The sequence below is a fragment of the Nitrospirota bacterium genome (assembly GCA_030684575.1).
Lineage (GTDB): Bacteria > Nitrospirota > Nitrospiria > Nitrospirales > Nitrospiraceae > Palsa-1315.
Genome location: JAUXVD010000003.1, coordinates 188,906 through 207,720 on the forward strand (window position 1 = coordinate 188,906; position 18,815 = coordinate 207,720).

Annotated in this window: 18 protein-coding genes; 15 read left to right on the forward strand and 3 right to left on the reverse strand. The window is 55.6% G+C overall.

Going from position 1 to position 18,815, the window contains the following annotated elements; translation table 11 throughout:
* The first annotated feature begins 85 nt into the window (after positions 1-85).
* A complete protein-coding gene (locus Q8N00_01220) occupies positions 86-1,444 on the forward strand; it encodes an FAD-dependent oxidoreductase (GenBank protein ID MDP2381404.1) in 1,359 nt (452 codons plus the stop codon).
* A gap of 25 nt (positions 1,445-1,469) precedes the next feature.
* On the opposite strand, the gene Q8N00_01225 is transcribed toward Q8N00_01220, so the two are convergent.
* Complete coding sequence (locus tag Q8N00_01225; protein MDP2381405.1) at positions 1,470-2,330, reverse strand: NAD(+)/NADH kinase; 861 nt, start codon at positions 2,328-2,330, stop codon at positions 1,470-1,472.
* Positions 2,331-2,585: 255 nt separating this feature from the next.
* On the opposite strand from Q8N00_01225, the gene Q8N00_01230 reads away from it, so the two are divergent.
* The 14 genes from Q8N00_01230 (at position 2,586) to thiE (ending at position 16,581) form a co-directional block, all read left to right on the forward strand.
* A complete protein-coding gene (locus Q8N00_01230) occupies positions 2,586-5,012 on the forward strand; it encodes an ATP-dependent Clp protease ATP-binding subunit (protein MDP2381406.1) in 2,427 nt (808 codons plus the stop codon).
* Between the two features lie 95 nt (positions 5,013-5,107).
* Positions 5,108-6,214, forward strand: a complete 1,107-nt coding sequence (gene tsaD / locus Q8N00_01235; protein MDP2381407.1) for a tRNA (adenosine(37)-N6)-threonylcarbamoyltransferase complex transferase subunit TsaD — start codon at positions 5,108-5,110, stop codon at positions 6,212-6,214.
* Entirely contained in the window at positions 6,171-7,922 is a 1,752-nt protein-coding gene (hflX, locus tag Q8N00_01240) for a GTPase HflX (protein ID MDP2381408.1), read from the forward strand. Before tsaD ends, hflX begins: the two co-directional genes overlap by 44 nt.
* Positions 7,923-7,954: 32 nt before the next feature.
* Positions 7,955-8,617: an endonuclease III gene (gene nth, locus Q8N00_01245; protein MDP2381409.1), complete on the forward strand. Its 663-nt coding sequence runs from the start codon at positions 7,955-7,957 to the stop codon at positions 8,615-8,617.
* 8 nt (positions 8,618-8,625) lie between these two features.
* Positions 8,626-9,492 (forward strand): YicC/YloC family endoribonuclease, encoded by an 867-nt coding sequence (locus tag Q8N00_01250; GenBank protein MDP2381410.1) that lies wholly within the window; start codon positions 8,626-8,628, stop codon positions 9,490-9,492.
* Positions 9,489-10,178: a guanylate kinase gene (gene gmk / locus Q8N00_01255; protein ID MDP2381411.1), complete on the forward strand. Its 690-nt coding sequence runs from the start codon at positions 9,489-9,491 to the stop codon at positions 10,176-10,178. Before Q8N00_01250 ends, gmk begins: the two co-directional genes overlap by 4 nt.
* A 41-nt stretch (positions 10,179-10,219) precedes the next feature.
* Positions 10,220-10,576, forward strand: a complete 357-nt coding sequence (locus Q8N00_01260; protein MDP2381412.1) for a DNA-directed RNA polymerase subunit omega — start codon at positions 10,220-10,222, stop codon at positions 10,574-10,576.
* 3 nt (positions 10,577-10,579) lie between these two features.
* Positions 10,580-11,842: a bifunctional phosphopantothenoylcysteine decarboxylase/phosphopantothenate--cysteine ligase CoaBC gene (gene coaBC / locus Q8N00_01265; protein ID MDP2381413.1), complete on the forward strand. Its 1,263-nt coding sequence runs from the start codon at positions 10,580-10,582 to the stop codon at positions 11,840-11,842.
* Between the two features lie 6 nt (positions 11,843-11,848).
* The gene (locus tag Q8N00_01270) at positions 11,849-12,694 is read left to right on the forward strand and encodes a tetratricopeptide repeat protein (protein ID MDP2381414.1); all 846 of its coding nucleotides are present in this window, start codon (positions 11,849-11,851) and stop codon (positions 12,692-12,694) included.
* 108 nt (positions 12,695-12,802) lie between these two features.
* Entirely contained in the window at positions 12,803-13,300 is a 498-nt protein-coding gene (gene aroQ, locus Q8N00_01275; protein MDP2381415.1) for a type II 3-dehydroquinate dehydratase, read from the forward strand.
* A gap of 47 nt (positions 13,301-13,347) precedes the next feature.
* Positions 13,348-13,908 (forward strand): elongation factor P, encoded by a 561-nt coding sequence (efp, locus tag Q8N00_01280; protein ID MDP2381416.1) that lies wholly within the window; start codon positions 13,348-13,350, stop codon positions 13,906-13,908.
* A complete protein-coding gene (gene accB / locus Q8N00_01285) occupies positions 13,905-14,477 on the forward strand; it encodes an acetyl-CoA carboxylase biotin carboxyl carrier protein (protein MDP2381417.1) in 573 nt (190 codons plus the stop codon). The genes efp and accB overlap by 4 nt, the downstream gene beginning before the upstream one ends.
* Positions 14,478-14,511: 34 nt before the next feature.
* Positions 14,512-15,852 carry an acetyl-CoA carboxylase biotin carboxylase subunit gene (gene accC, locus Q8N00_01290; protein ID MDP2381418.1) on the forward strand — a complete coding sequence of 447 codons (1,341 nt, stop codon included), beginning with the start codon at positions 14,512-14,514 and terminating at the stop codon, positions 15,850-15,852.
* Positions 15,853-15,924: 72 nt separating this feature from the next.
* Positions 15,925-16,581, forward strand: coding sequence for a thiamine phosphate synthase (thiE, locus tag Q8N00_01295; protein MDP2381419.1), 657 nt, complete (start codon positions 15,925-15,927; stop codon positions 16,579-16,581).
* Here thiE and bioD read toward each other — a convergent pair.
* Positions 16,532-17,302: a dethiobiotin synthase gene (bioD, locus tag Q8N00_01300; GenBank protein ID MDP2381420.1), complete on the reverse strand. Its 771-nt coding sequence runs from the start codon at positions 17,300-17,302 to the stop codon at positions 16,532-16,534. The two genes, thiE and bioD, sit on opposite strands and share 50 nt — an antisense overlap.
* Positions 17,303-17,474: 172 nt before the next feature.
* Positions 17,475-18,221, reverse strand: a complete 747-nt coding sequence (locus Q8N00_01305) for an SDR family NAD(P)-dependent oxidoreductase (GenBank protein MDP2381421.1) — start codon at positions 18,219-18,221, stop codon at positions 17,475-17,477.
* Between the last annotated feature and the right edge of the window lie 594 nt (positions 18,222-18,815).

Sequence of the window (18,815 nt, forward strand, 5' to 3'; positions counted from 1 at the left end):
ACAGCTCAAAATGCCCTATGCTAAAGTCCGCGGAACTGTTGATCTTCTAGACATTTATCTGTCAATTTAATCTAGGAAATTACGCATGAGCGCAACGAATTCCCATGTGATTATTGTGGTCGGCGCAGGGCCGGCAGGTATGGCGGCAGCCAGTTCTTTGGCAAAGGCCGGCCATGAAGTGATTATTCTCAATCGGGACATTAAGTTCGGTGGATTAGCCGAATATGGAATTTTCCCTGCGAAACTCAAGCTTCGCGGGGGCTTGAAGAAGCAATACTGGGACCTGCTTAAACAACCCAATGTCCATTACTTTGGCAATGTCTCGGTCGGCAAGGGGAAAGACCTCACGGTCGAGGACGTGCGTGCCCTCGGTGCGAGTGCCGTCGTCTTTGCGATCGGCGCGCAGGGCACTAAAGCGATCGGCGTGGAAGGGGATTCGGCCCAGGGCGTGTTTCACGCGAAGGATGTGGTCTACCACTTCAATCGGCTCCCGGGGTTCGGCGATCGTCCATTTGAGATGGGGAAACATGTGGCGATCATCGGGGCCGGCGATGTGATGGTCGATATCGCTCATTGGCTGACCCGCTATAAAAAAGTTGAGCGCGTGACGGCCATCGTGCGGCGTGGACCGGCTGAGCGTAAGTATAATCCGAAAGAAATTCGTGCGGTCTGTGCCAACATGGATGTAGACGGAATCACCAAGGAAGTGGCCAGGATTAAGGACCGCCTCGCTGCGGTCGGCCAGAACGCGGACGAGATCCTCAAGTCTCTGACAGACGAGTTTGTCAAGTGCGAACCGAAAGTCAGCGACACTAAAATGGGCTTCAAGTTCTTGGCTTCGCCGAAACGTATCCTGGTGGATGCCAACAATCGCGTGCGCGGGCTGGAGATGGAAGACAATAAGCTGGAGTCGAAAGGGACTGATACGGCGGCCGTCGGGCTGAAGCAGTTATATGAGTTCCCCTGTGACGCGGTGATCTTCGCGGTCGGCGACAAGGTCGATGAGACCGTCGGGCTCCCCTATAAGAGTGGCCTATTTGTGACGAACCCCACCAAGACCACCAACGATCCAGACGATGCGCTCTTTCAGGCCTTCGATGAGACGACCGGCAAAGTTGTGGACGGTGTCTTCCTGACTGGTTGGGCCAGGAAAGCCAGCGAAGGGTTGGTCGGCATCGCGAAGCGTGACGGAGATTGGTGCGCGGAAGTCGTGACCCGCTATCTCTCATCCAACGTGCCGCATAGCCATTCCGGGGCGAAGGTCGTCCTGGATAAGCTGGCGACAGCCCTCGTGCACCATAAGAGTCACCCGGTCGATGCGAAGGGGCTCCGCGCACTTGAATCGATTGAGCATACGCACCAGGGTGAAACCGATTGTATCGGGGTGTTCAAATACGCAAGCAACAGGGAGATGATCGATCTGATCGAGAAGGGGAAGTCGTAACGAGGCCACGAGCCATCAGCTTGCGCTAGCCGTCCCCCCACTTCAGCTTTTCACGCAAGACTTCATAGTATCCGCTTTCCGGGAAACGAATCAGTCTCGTCCGGTGTTCGGACATCTTGAGCTCAACCGTATCGCCCTGGACCATCGCCACGCCGACTTGCCCGTCTGACGTCGCCATCGCACCATCGTCTCTACTCGTCAACGTGATTTCAATTTCTGCGGTTCCTGGAACGATCAGCGGACGATGCGTCAGGGTGTGAGGACAGATGGGGGTCACCATGAGTGATTGGACTGCCGGGTCAATGATTGGCCCTCCAGCCGAGAGAGAGTAGGCGGTCGATCCTGTTGGTGTACTGACGATGACGCCATCGCCACGCAAATTCGTGACGAACTGGCCTTGAATGGAAATCTTCACCTCGATCATCCGGGCCAGGGTCCCTTTGCTAATCACGACATCGTTCAGCACCACGCCACGTGCGACGGTTTCTCCATGCCGATGGATATGCGTCTGGAGCATCAACCGCTCATCGAGTACGAAGTCATTGGCAAAGACGCGTTCAAGGGAGGGATACAAGTTCTCCAGCCGGACTTCGGTTAAGAATCCCAAGCCTCCCATATTGACGCCGAGGATCGGGATGCTTCGTTCCCCGGCAAGCCTGGCCGCGTTGAGCATGGTTCCATCGCCGCCTAGGACGAGCAGCACATCCGCTTTGCTTGCCAGTTGAGTTTTCTGCAGACCCCCTTGCTCGCCGAGCAAGGCTGCCGATGTCGTATCTAAGATGACACCAATACTTTGGGCCCTGAGCCAGGTGACGACGTCCTGCAGGGTATTTTTGATTTCGGGAAACTTTGGCTTGGTTAAGATCCCGATACTTTTATTTTTCATTGCGAGAGCCCTGACATACCGCTATTAAGATACTGGTGAAAAAGTCCGAGATTGTATCGGGAGGGTTCTTTTGAAGTCAACGAACCGGATCCGCTCAAGCCGCCATCTCCAGAATGGGATCTCGTCGAATTTCAGGCTTGTGTGATTGTCTCGTAGCCTTGACACCCAAAATCCTTCTAGTTAAGATTAGGTCAAGTTTTTCGATAGGTTTGCGCAGATGGAACTGGTCATAGGTTTCACCTAAAAGGAGGCAGGATGTTCGAACGATTCACGGACAAGGGTCGGAAGATCATCATCCTCGCACGGGAAGAGGCTGAGCGTCACCAAAACGACTACCTCGGGACCGAGCATCTCGTCCTCGCGATTCTCCGTGAGTCCGATGGGATTGCGCTGATGATCTTGAAAAAGATGGGGCTCTCGACTGAACAAATCCGTTTGGAAATTGAACGGAATTTGCCAGGAGGGGGGACCACGATGACCTTTGGGGAAATCCCATTCAGCCCCCGGGTCAAAAAAGTTATCGAATACGGGGTCGAAGAAGCCCGTCTCCTTGGACACAATCATATCGGCAGTGAACACCTCTTATTGGGTCTGCTCCGAGAAGAGGAAGGGATCGGCGGGAAAATCCTTCGCAGCTTAGGCGCCAATCTCCTGACCGCCCGACAGTTGACTGTCACATTCTTACGGAAGTCCGCCCCTCGCGAGCGCGACCGGAAGAGCAACACTCCGGCACTCGACGAGTTCGGGCGTGACCTGACCCAGTTGGCCCAGGAAGGGCATCTGGATCCTGTCATCGGTCGCGCCGACGAAATCGAGCGTGTATTACAGATTTTGAGCCGCCGGTCGAAAAACAATCCTGTACTCATCGGTGAAGCCGGGGTCGGCAAGACCGCTATTGTCGAAGGTCTTGCCCAGCGGATCGTTCAGTCTGAAGTGCCGGACAACCTTCTCTCACGGCGCGTCATTGCACTCGACCTCGGAGCATTGGTTGCGGGGACAAAGTATCGCGGCCAATTCGAGGAACGACTGAAGGTCGTCATGAAGGAAATCGTCCAGGCCGGCAACATCATCATCTTCATTGATGAACTCCATACCTTGGTGGGAGCTGGGGCGGCAGAGGGATCGATCGATGCGTCCAACATGCTCAAGCCGGCATTGTCGCGTGGGGAGATTCAGTGCATCGGTGCCACGACGCTTGATGAATACCGAAAGCACATTGAGAAAGACGGGGCGCTCAAGCGGCGATTCCAGCCGATTCACGTGCAACCCCCAAGTATTGATGAAACGGTATTGATCATCCAGGGCCTTCGCGATCGGTACGAAGAACATCATGGCGTCGAAATTTCCGAAGAAGCTATTCTGGAAGCAGTCAAGCTGTCCGACCGCTACATCAGTGATCGTTTCCTTCCGGATAAGGCCATCGATTTGATCGACGAGACTGGCTCGCGGGCAAAGCTACAAACCTATGCATTGCCCACTGAGCTGAAGGCGATGGAGCAAGAGCTGAAAAAGGTTTCTCGCGAAAAAGAGCAGGCGATCTCCTTGCAGAACTTCGAGGAAGCCGTTCGTCATCGCGAGGAAGAAGAACGGCTGCGTAAGCTGCTCGACGAATCCAAGCGCGAGTGGAAGAAGAATCAGGAGAAGAATAAGCCGACGATCGGCAAAGAAGATGTGGCGTATGTCGTCTCCAAGATGACCGGTATTCCGCTCTTCAAGCTTGAAGAGGAAGAGTCGAACAAGCTGTTGCGCATGGAGGAGTTCCTTCACAAGCGCGTGATTGGTCAGAACGAGGCCATCTCGGCCGTGGCCAGAGCCATTCGGCGGTCACGTGCAGGCCTCAAAGAGGCACGGAAGCCAATCGGCTCGTTTATTTTCCTGGGACCCACCGGGGTTGGGAAAACTGAATTGGCACGGACGTTAGCGGGGTTCCTCTTCAACAGTGAAGATGCACTCATTCGAATCGACATGTCGGAATATCAGGAAAAGTTCACCAGTACGCGACTCTTTGGGGCGCCTCCTGGATACGTGGGATATGAAGAGGGTGGTCAGTTGACTGAACGGGTTCGCCGTCGGCCCTATTCGGTGGTGCTTTTCGACGAAATCGAAAAGGCTCACCCGGATGTGTTCAATATCCTGCTACAGGTATTGGACGACGGGGTGTTGACCGACAGTCTCGGGCGCAAGGTCGACTTCAAGAATTGCGTCATCATCATGACCTCTAATATCGGGACGAAGATGATCCAGAAGGGCGTCTCGCTCGGATTCCAGAGCACGGAAGGCGATCAGGAGCGCCATAAGAAGGAAGAAGTTTTGGGAGAATTGCGCCGCTCGTTCAGTCCGGAGTTCCTGAACCGGATCGACGAAATCGTGGTCTTCCATCAATTGGACAAGACCCATCTTACCAGTATTCTCGATATCCTCTTGGGGGAACTCAACCTTCGTCTTCTTGATAAGGGTGTGGAACTTGAAGTCGAGGATGATGTGAAGCAATGGCTGATCAAAGAAGGCTATGAACCGCTGTACGGAGCCAGGCCGATGCGTCGGACTATTCAGCGCGCGATCGGTGATCCGCTCTCTGAAGAGATGATCAAGGGACGGTTTAAGGAATGCCGTAAAATCCGCGTCGTGCTTCGCGATGGCGCTCCGGCATTCATTGCGCAGGAGGCCATGGCTGGGGTTTAGGCACACAGCCTTGATCTGATCGATGTTAGGACATTGAGTACGGTATGGCCCTTGTGGCGTCAGCGCCACAAGGGCCATGTTATTTGCCCCTCAGCATGAGACCTGTTCGTCGTTTCGTTCACGTGATAGGTAATGATGTCATGATTGTGACGCTTGATCAGCCTCTCAACGCCTGGATGCCAGGACCTATCCTTGGCATCGAGACGTCCTGCGATGAAACCGCGGCATCGGTGCTTGCTGCAGATGGCACCGTCCTTTCAAATATTATTACGTCACAACATGCCGTTCATCAGCGATTCGGTGGTGTCGTGCCTGAGCTCGCCTCCCGTGCTCATATTGAATCTATTGAAGTTGTCTCAGCTGAGGCACTACAGCAAGCTGGTTTGGTATGGACTGATCTCTCTGGAATCGCTGTCACTCAAGGGCCTGGTCTGGCTGGTGCGCTTCTCGTCGGGGTCAACTATGCAAAAGCATTGGCCTATGCCTTGAGTATTCCCGTAGTTGGTGTAAGCCACCTTGAGGGTCACATTGCCTCCGCCTGGTTGCAAGATCCAACATTTCCATTGCCCTGCGTGGTCCTGGTTGTCTCCGGCGGGCATACCCATCTGTATTTCAGGGAAGCCAGCGGCCACCACCGACTGCTTGGCGCAACTAAAGACGATGCAGCAGGGGAGGCCTTTGACAAAGGCGCTCAGTTGCTTGGACTGGAGTATCCTGGAGGGCCAGCCATAGATCGCTTGGCGCGACAGGGAAATCCGGACGCAATAACCTTTCCAAGATCCTATCTTAAGAAGGGTAGTCTGGACTTCAGTTTCAGCGGCCTCAAGACATCTTTGCTGTATATAGTTCAAGCAATGGATGAGCAATATAGAGCGGATAAACTGGCTGACCTTGCGGCAGGGTATCAGGAAGCTATTGTCGCCATCCTGGTTGAGAAGGCCTTTGCCGCAGTTCAATCTTCCGGCACTCGTGCATTGGCCGTTGTCGGCGGGGTGTCTGCAAATTCACGCTTGCGCCTGCTGCTCCAAGAGCGAGCCGCATCCGAGGGTCTGCTGTTGAGCCTTCCTCCGCTTAGCTATTGCACCGATAATGCTGCGATGATCGCAGCGGCAGGGAGACAGGCTCTGTGCGCAGGAGCGCGGGCCCCCCTAGATCTGGATGCTCACGCCTCAATGGTTTCACCATTGGCGCACGCGATCTAAATCTATAGAGAAGGATACGACGCTCATTCCTGAAATCTACGGACAAGTCCTGGGTCTCCGTGCCGGCCAGCTCGCCATGCTTGAACGGCTCTATCGTCGACGTATGCCCGTGGATGACGTTCTCTCATCTGAAGCGGCAAAAATCCTTGCGCAGTTCACGCACGAGATTCGCCGTCCCATCGGTCTGGTCATCACCAGGCGTGGTGCCGTGCAAGACGTCCTAGTCGGCGCTGGGACCGAGCCCTCTCCAACGACGTTGACCACCTTTCGTGCGAGTCCGCAATCGCTGAGGGGCCTTCGTCTAATTCGCTCGAGCGTGAAAGAGGAGCCCATCACTCAAGAAGACCTCAGCATGCTGGGCCTGCTTCGACTCGACATGATCGGAACGTTGGCCGTCACGCCCAAAGGGGAACCGGGTTTGCTTTCTCTGGCCCATCTGAATCCACCTGGTCCTGAAAAATCCTTATATACGCTGCTGAAGCCCACGTTGGTCCATCAATGCCCGGTGAGTTTTGAAACCTTCATTCACGATCTGGAGTCGGATCTACAACGTCAGGGTGCATCGCACACGATGGCCCAGGGGCAAACTGCCATCCTCGTGAGCGCCTCGCCCAAAAGCAAGGCCGAGCAGGAAGAACGCCTCGCTGAGCTTGCAGAATTGGCGTCCTCTGCGGATCTCACGGTCATCGACCGGTTAGTGCAACGGACACAGGGTGGCCACCATCGGTTTCAATTAGGAAGCGGTAAGCTCAAAGATGTGCTAACGCAAGCGATGCAGCAGGGAGCGGATCTACTCATTTTCGATCAAGACTTAGCTCCAGGACAGTTACGTGCGATTGCGGAGATCAGCGACCTGCCGGTCATCGATCGGACCCAGCTGATTCTCGACATCTTTGCGCAACGCGCGCATAGCCGGGAAGGCAAGGTGCAAGTCGAGCTGGCGCAACTTCGCTATATGCTGCCGCGTCTTTCCGGTCAGGGTATAAGCCTCTCGCGTTTGGGCGGGGGCATCGGCAGCAGGGGACCAGGTGAAACGAAGCTCGAAACCGACCGACGCCGTATCCGAGAGCGTATCGACTATTTGGAGAAAGAGATTGAGGGCTTTGCCCGCCACCAAGATCAGCGTCGCTCGCGCCGCGTCCGGCAAGATTTCCCGGTTCTGTCCATCGTGGGCTACACGAACGCCGGCAAATCCACATTGCTCAACGTCCTCACGCGCAGTCAGGTGAGCGCAGCCCCACGCGTTTTTGAAACGCTCGACACCACCAGCCGGAGGCTCCGTTTCCCTCATGGCCGGGAAGTGATCATCACCGACACGGTGGGATTCATTCGCGACCTGCCCAAAGATCTCCTCGCTGCCTTCAGGACGACTCTGGACGAGTTGCGCGATGCCGACCTCCTTCTCCACGTGGTTGATGCAGGGACCAAAGATCTGGACGCCCATATCGCCGCCGTCGATACCGTGCTGAACAGCCTCACTCTTGATGAGATTCCGCAGATTCTGGTCTTCAATAAATGCGATCAGCTTCCACCAGGACAAGCAGAGGTTCTCTGTCAACGTTATGGGGCGATTGGAGTTTCAGCCCTGCATTCGGAGACCTTGCGCCCGCTCATTCGGCTGCTTGAAGAACGGGTGGCCGTGCTTGTTCCAGAGGAGGGCTTTTCCAGAAAATCCACGCCCCCAATCCCGCTTGCATCTCAGTCCTAACTCACGGCACAATCGCAGGTCGTCTACCAGCCATGACTACGAAATCCTTACCAGCCGTGGATCGCCGAGAACGCCTCAAGACCATCGCCAAGGCCCTCCAGCGTACGATGCCGGCCCCTCAAATGGAACTCGACCACCGGTCGCCGTGGGAGCTGCTTGTGGCCACGATCCTTTCCGCGCAATGTACCGATCGGCGAGTTAATCAGGTGACGCCGGCGCTCTTTCGCCGCTATCCGGGACCGGCAGAACTGGCAGGGGCGGATCATCTCGAAGTTGAGCAGCTCATTCACTCAACCGGCTTCTTTAAAAGTAAGGCCAAGCATCTGATTGGCTGCAGCAAGGCTGTGACCGAGCGTTTCTACGAACAAGTCCCTCAGACGATGGAAACATTGATCACCTTGCCTGGCGTCGGGAGAAAGACGGCGAACGTCATACTCGGAAATGCCTTCGGCCAGCCCGGCATCGTCGTCGATACTCACGTGAAACGTGTGGCCAAGCGGCTTGCTCTGAGCAAATCTGATAATCCAGAACGTGTAGAAGAGGATCTGCAGCAACTGATGCCGAAGTCCCAATGGACGGCCGTCTCGCAGCGATTGCTGTTACATGGCCGATATATCTGCCTCGCGAGAAAGCCCCGGTGCGGTACCTGTCCGGTTTATCAACAGTGCTCATGGAAAGAGAAAGGCCCGCAATGATTCATAGTATGACTGGCTTCGGTCGTCGGCAGGCTCCTTGGCAAGACGGGTCCGTGACGGTCGAAATGCGCTCCGTCAACCATCGCTTTCTTGAAATTGCCTGCCGCCTTCCCCGGCCCCTGAGCCACTTGGAAGACGCCTTCAAAAAGTCTATCCAGCAACGCTGTACCCGTGGCCGCGTCGACATCACGGTGACGGTCCAGGCCGGCAAAGGCCGCGCCGGAAGTGTCAATCTTGACCAGGCGCTCGCAAAGCAGTACCATCAGGCCTTCCTCACTCTCAAGAAATCCCTGAAGCTGAGCGGGTCGGTCGATCTGGCGCTCATGGCTGGGCTCCGTGACGTGGTGTCGGTGTCGGATCAACCAACGGAAGACCCGAAACTGGCGAAGCTCGTGCAGCAACTGATGACCAAGGCGCTGACGGACCTTGCGGAGATGCGAACGAGCGAAGGGAAGGCTCTGGCTGAGGATATGCGCGCGCGGGTCCAGACCATTCGGAGCCACAAAGACCTGGTCGCAGCACGGACCCCGCTGTTGGCCCAAGAGGCCTTTGTCCGCATGAAAGCCCGTGTGGAGAAGCTCCTGGGGTCGGACATCTCTGATCCCCCGCGGCTTTATCAGGAATTGGCAGTCTATGCGGATCGTGGCGACATTACGGAAGAAATAGTCAGATTGGACTCGCATATGATACAGTTTGAGCAGACGCTCACTCGTGCAGAATCTGTTGGCAAGACACTCGACTTCCTGCTCCAGGAAATCGGGCGAGAGGTCAACACGATCGGTTCCAAAGCCAACGACGCAGAAATTGCGGGTCATGTGGTGCAGATGAAGGCCGAACTTGAACGTATTCGCGAACAGGTCCAAAACGTCGAATGAGTATTAGTACCACCACAAGTTCTCCTGCGCCCGTGTCAGGCCAACCGCGATCCTCGACGGATCGGCGTGGGATTCTTTTCATTATCTCTGCCCCGTCTGGCACCGGGAAAACGACGCTCTGCAAGCAGCTTACGACGAACCTTCCCGATCTGTGGCACTCAATTTCTTATACGACAAGGCAGCCACGGCTCGGCGAAGAGCATGGCCGCGAATATTACTTCATCGACGAACAGCCGTTCCAAGAGATGATCGATCGGAATGAGTTTGTCGAGTGGGCCCGTGTGTACGGGAACCTCTACGGCACGCCATGGAAATCGCTGACCGAAAAGATCGATCAGGGGATCGATGTCTTGCTGGAGATCGACGTGCAAGGGGCGATGCAGGTCAGGAAGCGGTTTGAGGACTCGGTATCGATTTTTATTCTTCCCCCCTCAATGGCCGTCCTCCGATCCCGGCTGCAAACCAGGGCCTCCGACTCAGCGGAAGAGATCCAACGACGCCTGCATAAAGTCAAAGAAGAGGTCTGGAGCTTTCGGGAGTACGCCTACATCGTCCGGAACGACGACATCGACCGATCGATTCGCGATCTTGAAAGTATCTTCTGGTCGGAGCGTCTGAAGACGAAACGATTGAATATGACGTGGCTCGAAAATAACTTCATTCTCGACGACGAACAGAAATCCTGAACTCGCAACGATTGTTCATTACACAAAGGAGCATTGCAGCCATGATCGACATGTTGAGACTTTTGCCACAATACGCACCAGGTGAATTTGACTCCCGCCACCGGCTCGCAATCATCGCAGGTCAACGGGCGAAGCATATCTTGCAAGGATCGCGTCATGCCGCCTCGCGCTTCAACAAGGAAACGACCATTGCCCTCGATGAAGTTCTCCGAGGACAAACGACATACCTCGTCGGTCAAGAGGCCCGGGATGCGATGAAGGAATCGAAGCGCGGCAAAGAAGGTGAAATGGAGCGCATCGCCATGATGACCGGCGACGATGCGAAGGAGATCAAAAAAGAACTGAGCGTCTATGTCGACGATACCCCGAAGGCGGTAGTGGGGACGAGCGAGGAGTAATACGTGGAAATCTCCGGCTCTACAGGGCCGACGTTGGTCGGGAGACGGATCGTGCTCGGCGTGACGGGCAGCATTGCCGCGTATAAGGCGGTCTTGTTGCTACGAACCTTGCTCCGTGAAGGAGCGGTTGTGCACGTCGTGATGACGCAATCGGCTACGAAATTCGTCACTCCGCTGACGTTTGAAGTGCTCTCAGGCCATCCCGTCTCGACGGAGGTGTTCGAGGCGCATCAGGAGATGAAGCACTTATCGTTGCCTGAGCAGGCAGATGCCATTGTGATTGCGCCGGCCACGGCCAATTGCCTGGCCAAGGTAGCTCTGGGGTTGGGTGACGATTTACTCTCGACCATGCTTCTCACGGCACAATGTCCCTTGATTGTGGCACCCGCTATGGATGGAGGGATGTGGACACATCCTTCTGTCACAGAGCACGTGCGGATATTGCGTGCCAGAGGGACCATGGTTGTGGATCCCGAAGAAGGCCCCCTTGCCTCAGGACGGATCGGGCAAGGCCGTTTGGCAGAGGAAAACAGGATTCTAGAGGCACTTCACGCAGCATTGGTGCCACTACGCGATTGGCAGGGGCACCGCATCCTGGTTTCGGCAGGCCCAACGCAGGAGCCGATCGATCCCGTACGATTCATTTCAAACCGCTCATCCGGGAAAATGGGTTATGCTATCGCCGAGGCCGCCCAGGCAAGGGGAGCCCAGGTAGTCCTTGTGACTGGGCCTACGGCTCTTTCTCTTCCGAAAGGCGTCGAGGTTGTTTCGGTCTCCACGGCTCAAGAAATGACACAAGCCCTGTCGATACGTCTGGCCTGGTCCTCCGCTGTGATCATGGCTGCCGCCGTTGCGGACTTTCGCCCCAAACACCCTGCTTCACAAAAAATGAAGAAACAAGGGCTGGCCGACCAGACCCTTGATCTCGAGCGAACCACCGACATCCTGGCTTCCTTATCCGCCCAGCGGACTACGCAACTTATCGTTGGCTTTGCCGCCGAGACCTGCGATCTGATCGCTCACGCGACAGACAAGCTTATGGCCAAAGGGCTCGACCTCATTGTGGCAAACGATGTCACGATGGCAGGCGCGGGGTTCGGCAGTGAACAGAATGCTGCTACGTTAATCGATCGGGAGGGGGCTGTTACCGAACTGCCGTTGATGCCAAAGCGTGCGCTTGCTGACGCGATCCTGAATCGGGCGTATGAACTGCTTCGCACCAGAGCGTCAGAACAGGCGCCAAAGCCGGTTGTAGGAGGACGCTAATACACCATGGCACAGAATCAGCAATCAGCCGAGACGGCGATGGAGATTGATCGACTGGCCATCCAATTGGCCAAAGATCCGCAATCCAAAGCGTTCCTGCCCTTGGCTGAAGAATATGGCAAAGTCGGCATGTGGCAGGAAGCCGCAGGTGTTCTCGAAGACGGGTTGAAATATTATCCCGGCTTCATTACGGCGATGGTCGCGCTCGGTCGTGCCTATGATCAGATGGGGCAGCCCACCAAGGCTAAGGCGATTCTAGAAGAATCCATCAAATTAAGTCCTGAGAACCTGCGCGCGCATCGGACTTTGATCAAGATCTACGTGGGCCAGGAACAACATGCCTTGGCTCTGCAATCCTGCGCTGTCATCTTGCGAGTTAATCCGCGGGATGAGGAGGCGCTCTCAGTTCAATCGGCGCTTGGTAAACCCCTGACTCTTAAAAAAGAGCCGGAGAGACCAAAGCCGGCTGATCCGGTCACACACAACAGCTCCGTGCAAGAGGTGCCGGTCGCTCCAATTGTTTCTGATCCACTCAAGGCCGCCATTCCCGAAGTTGGTACGCTACATGAAGACCCATCAGTTTCTACGTCAATCAAATTAGAGGCCGTGGCGCCGGATCCACTGATCGTCGATTCGGAGCTGATGGAGACGGTCCTCCATACGCACGATGACATAGGCGAACAACTCGCGTTGCCAGAGCAGGATACTCAACTCAGCGCCGTTGAGGCGATGTCTTCTCCATCTCCTCATACCGAAGTCGTGGCTCAATTAGAGGCTTGGCTTCGCACCATTCAATCACGGCGTCGAGACCGAGACACGACGAATAGGCCTCTCTCCAAGACTTCCCAATAATTTTGCGAGTTTGACCGGTTTGAGGCGGACTGCTACAATGCCGCCCGGCTGGACTGTGGCAGGAGGAATCGCTCTCACCTATCGAGTAGTTGAAGATACAGAGTCATGCTGCGCATACGAATATTACATGGTCCAAACCTCAATCTCCTCGGGAGCAGAGAACAGTCCATTTACGGCACCCTCTCACTTGATGCCATCAACTCAACCATTGCAACGCTGGCAAAAGAGTTGAACGTGAAGGTGGACATACGCCAGTCGAATCACGAGGGAGAGTTGGTCACCTGGATTCAAGAGTCTCGGATAGGATACGACGGGATCATTATCAACCCGGCCGCCTATACTCATACAAGCATTGCGATCCGGGATGCGATTGCGGCGGTCAACCTGCCCACGGTGGAAGTGCATTTGTCTAATGTCCATCAGCGGGAAGAGTTTCGCCATCACTCATATATTGCAGGAGTCGCGCTTGGGCAGATTACCGGTTTAGGTGTGACGGGTTATCTCCTTGCCCTTCGTGGGCTTCAGGACCATCTAACCGCGTCCAAACGCCAGAAGAAGACATCCGTACCAGCGACAGCGCGACGGACGACAACAGGAACGAAATAATTACAGAGCGCGTCGAGTGGACGCAGACAGTGTGAAGGGAGTATCGAGTGATTTCCACGACCGATTTTCGCGGTGGCGTACGGCTGATGGTCGATAACCAGCCATTTTATATCATTGAGTTTCAGCATGTAAAACCAGGTAAGGGTGGAGCCTTTGTACGCACCAAGCTCAAGGGCTATCTCACGGGTAGTGTGATCGACCGTACTTTTCGTTCAGGGGAACGGTTCGAAGAGCCGAAGCTCGATGAACGGGATATGCAATTTCTTTACGCAACCGACGATGCCTATACCTTCATGGACACGGATTCATACGAGCAATTGACGTTCGAAAAGGGCAAGCTCGGTGACAATGCCGATCTCTTGAAGGAGAACATGATCGTAAAGATTCTCGTGTACGAGCATCGCCCGATCGATGTTGAGCTGCCGAACTTTATTGAATTAAAAGTTACGGACACCGAACCGGGTTTCCGTGGCGATACTGCGACGGGCGGCACGAAACTCGCCACCCTGGAAACTGGCGCTACCCTCAAGGTGCCGCTCTATTTAGAAAGTGGGACTGTGATCAAAATTGATACGCGGACGCGCGCCTACGTGGAGCGTGTTCGGTGAGCACGCAGAAATCGAGCAAGTCAAAGAAACGAGGGAAGCCGATTATTCTCCCTCAGGCCTTTGCGACTCCTCCAGGTGTCCAGGGCACTCCCTTGTTATCAGGGCAGCAGAGTAAACACATCCAGGAGCTGATCGACCTGCTCAAGAAGAATAATCTGACAGAACTGGAGCTGGAGCGGGAAGGCCTCAGAATCCGTGTTCGCCATGAGGTCGAGGTCAGAACGATCACGACCAGCGTTGCCGACCATGGCGTATCCGGCAAGGCCTCCGCGTCTCAACCCTCTGGTGCGGTAGCGGTGCAGACTGAAGATACGACCGGCATGATTACCATTGCATCTCCGATTGTCGGCACGTTTTATCGGTCCCCATCACCTGATGCCGATCCCTACGTCGAAGAGGGCGACTTTGTGAAAAAGGGCCAGGTGCTCTGTATCGTTGAAGCGATGAAGTTAATGAACGAGATCGAATCCGAGGTAGAAGGTCGCATCACGAAAATTCTGGCTGAAAGTACGAAGCCGGTGGAGTATGGCCAGGCACTCTTCCTCGTCGATCCGACAGCCACACCCTAATCCCTCTTCCCTCGACCCACATCGGAGTACTGGCGTGTTCAAGAAAGTATTGATAGCCAATCGCGGTGAGATTGCCCTCCGGGTGATTCGCGCCTGTAAAGAGCTCGGCATTAAGACCGTGGCAATTTTCTCCGAGGCGGATGCGGCAAGCCTTCATGTGCGCGCAGCCGATGAAAAGATCTGCGTCGGGCCTCCTGACGCAGCCCTCAGTTATCGAAACATTCCCAACGTCCTGAGTGCCGCCGAGATCACCGGGGCAGATGCCATTCACCCCGGTTACGGATTCCTCTCCGAGAATGCTCACTTCGCCGAAGTCTGCGAATCCATCGGGGTCAAATTTATCGGTCCGACATCCGAACACATCGCGCTTCTGGGCGATAAAGCCAAAGCGCGAGAAATCGTCGCCCGCCGAGGTCTCCCAGTCACACCGGGCAGCCCGGGCGAGCTCAAAAGCGAACAGGAAGCGCTCGAAGCCGCCACCAAGATCGGGTATCCCGTCATCATCAAAGCCTCTTCCGGTGGGGGCGGGCGCGGTATGCGTGTCGTCAATAAGGCCGAAGACCTCGCGCGTGCATTTCAAGCCGCGCAAGCAGAGGCAAAGACCACGTTCGGCAACGATGCCGTCTATCTCGAACGCTATTTCCTCGAGCCGCGCCATATTGAAGTGCAAATTGCCGCCGACCACCGTGGGCATGTCGTGCATCTTGGCGAGCGCGATTGCTCGATCCAACGACGGCATCAGAAGTTGCTCGAAGAAACCCCGTCGCCCGCTGTCGACGAGAAGCTCCGCCGTGAGATCTGCCGTGTCGCCGTCGAAGCCGTGAAAGCCGTGCATTACCGGAATGTCGGGACCGTCGAGTTCCTCCTCGATAAGGACCGCAACTTCTTCTTCATGGAAGTGAATACCCGCATTCAGGTGGAACATGCGATCACGGAGATGGTGACGGGTATCGATCTCATCAAGGAGCAGATCACACTTGCGGATGGACAATCTCTCTCATTCAAGCAGCAAGACATCAAGCTCAACGGACATAGCCTCGAATGTCGCATCAACGCGGAAGATCCTGAAAAGTTTACGCCCTGTCCGGGGATGATCACCAAGTACAGCGCGCCAGGGGGATTCGGCGTGCGTGTCGACTCGGCCATGGAATCGAACATGATGGTCGTTCCATTCTACGATTCCATGATCGCCAAGGTCATTACCCATGGCCGAGACCGGCAGGAATGCATCGCCCGCATGCGCCGCGCCCTCGACGAATTCGTCATCGAAGGTATCAAGACGACTATTCCACTGCACAAGCGCATCCTCAACGACCCTGATTTTCAGAAGGGGCACGTCTCTACCACGTTTCTCGAACGATTCCTCGTCAGTTAATCAAGCCCGGTTTGACGACATCAGGCCAATCGACTGGCAGCGCGTCGTGCTTCCAGCTAGAATTCTTCAAGAATGACCGGCCCCATCCACTCCATGCACAACCGCCTCTACATCATTCTCGATCCGTCGGTCTGTCCTGGCCGCCCCCTGGTGGAGGTCCTGACGATCGCAGCTGAGGCCGGCGCATCGCTCTTTCAATATCGCAACAAAACCGCTTCGATGAAGGCCGCCTACGCGGAGGCCCTGATCCTCAGACGAGCCGCAGCACAGGCCGGGGTTCTCTTTATCGTGAACGATCGCTGCGACTTGGCATTGGCGGTGGATGCTGATGGCGTGCATTTGGGGCAGGGGGATTTGCCACTCGATATGGCAAGGAAGGTGATGGGGCCGGACAAGTTGATCGGGATCTCTACGCATAATACGGATCAGGTCATAGCAGCCCGCGCAGGGAAACCGGACTACCTTGGATTTGGCCCAATCTTCAAACCTGGCTCCAAGCAAGACCACGACCCGCTTGTGGGGCTTGAGGGGTTACGGACGGTGCGGTCGTCCACGGCGTTACCTGTCTTTGCCATTGGGGGAATTCAGGTCGAGCAGGTTCAGGCAGTCATGCAGGCAGGAGCGGATGGAGTGGCCGTCATCTCAGCCATCTTGAAAGCCACAGATGTTCGAGAGGCCGTCAGGAGTTTTCTCGACCGGATGCCGTCACCAGCTTCGCCAGCGTCATAATCTCTACTGTCCACGCGAGTGAGATCATACCGTCGTTCCAATTCTGTTGTATGCGTGAGCGATAGGGGACTGGACCCACCACAGGAATGTTCGCGAGATGTTGAAGGAGGGTCAGGGTCGATTGCTCCTGCATGCGCGCGATCTTCGTGCGCACAGGCCGAGGTTGATTCAAGACCAAGGCAATGACATTGATCTTTCGTTGGCGGAGGGCGTGAAGTGTTAATAAGGCATGATTGATCCCGCCCAACCCTGATCGGCCCACCACGATGACAGGAAGCCCCATGCGCTGTATGAGGTCTAATCCATCGATGCTGTTCGTTATCGGCACATGTATCCCACCGGCGCCTTCCACCGCCACAAAGTCGTGCTTCTGACAGAGGGCATGGAACGCTCGCAGAATGGTGGCCAGCCGTATCGTCTGTTGTTCTGCGCGCGCAGCGGAGAGGGGCGCCATCGGGAGTCGAAAGACATAGGGACTGACTTCTGTCATGGGATCATGGCATTCAGCGGCTCGTCGCAAGCGCGCGCCATCAGACCGAGCTCTGGTCGATCGCGCGACCCCTGTCTCAACCGGCTTCATGACACCGATATCGATTCCTCGTTGCCTTAGATGCGACACAAGTGCAGCGGTGACGAGCGTTTTCCCGACTCCAGTATCGGTCCCGGTGATAAAGACCCCGCGCGGGCTGGAATCATGATGATGTATGTTGGTTCGTCGCATAGCGTGGATTCTCGCCTATTATAAAATCACTTTGGCAACTCGTTCACGCAGAATGCTCAAAAAGGCTGTCCATCAAGGCCGCAGCGAGTGAAGGTCCGAGGCGTACCCGGCAGGGTACGTTGAGGGTCTGAACGATGCGAGAACGATGCTGGCGGACTTTTTCAGCATTCTGCTAAAGCAATCGGCTATCGCAATTCCACACTTGTCCCGACACATCGTTGAGTTGAGCTAGATAGAAGACGGTCTTGGCCACTTCTTCGCGTGACGGTGGCCGGCCTAACAGATGGTCTTCCCATTGATCGTTCTCCGGCATGGCTCCATCGAACAAATCCGTCTTCTGCCAGCCAGGCAAGAGGAGGTTGACACGAACGTTGCCTGCTCCCCATTCTTTCGCTGCGGTCTGCACCAGACCGATGAGCCCGGATTTTGACGCGGCATAGGCAGCCTGCCCGGTTGAGCCATGGGACCCGGCATGTGATCCAATGACAACGATCGACCCACCACCATGAGCGAGAAGGGGAGGGGCCATGGCACGGAGGCAGTGAAATGTTCCTGTCAAATTCGTGGCCATCACGTCGGCCCACGCGTCTTCATGTTGTCGAAGCAGGAGTTGGCTCCCTCCGATTCCAGCATTACAGATAAACACCGACGGCATCGGGACCTGTCGACAGGAGGCCTCCACCATCTGTTGCACCGACTGTGACTCGCGAATATCGGCGACGTACAATGCCCCAACGCCACCAGCGTCTTTTACGTGAGAGAGTGTGTCCTCAGCCGCAGATTTATTGCGATGGTAATGCACCCCGATAGACCAGCCAGCGGCAGCAAAGGCTAGGCTGATCGCTCGGCCAATTCCGCCTGATGCACCGGTCACCAGTACTGCACGTTGGGGGAGGCTTGCACCCGCGTGGCTTTTCATAGGTCCGCGATTATGGGGAGGATATCGCATGAAGGCAAGCCTCCAGCTCGACCGGAATACACGCCGATCTTCTTGCTGCCTCCAGGATTCCTATGGTACGGTCACGGGATCGCTCAACCAGTGGAGAACTTCACGCATGTCGCTCACTACGCCTGGATCTCGAATGGCCATCATGTTGGGAACCGCCCTGCTGTTCGCTTGTGCCACCTGGTCAGAGCGACTCGCAGCAGAAGAGGCCAGTATGATTGCCCAGTCCGCCGACTATTTCCCCGATCAGATCGGGAACGAATGGCACTATAGCGGCCAGATTACTGAGGGACCGCTGCAAACGATCGAACATAGGTTTTTCTCTAACGTGTCTTCGGTCACCGGTACGAAAACCATCAAGGGCATGACGGTCACCATGTTTCACGATACGAATCCAGGCAACCATGGCCCCTCGGACAGTTTCTACCGGCGTGACAGTGTTGGCATCGTCTATCACGGTTCTGAGCCTGGTACGCCCTTGGAAAAACAGCTCGTGCCCTATCAGATCGTGCGTTTTCCCATGAAGGCGGCGACCTCGTTTCAGCAGTTCACCCGCAAAGGGCTGGA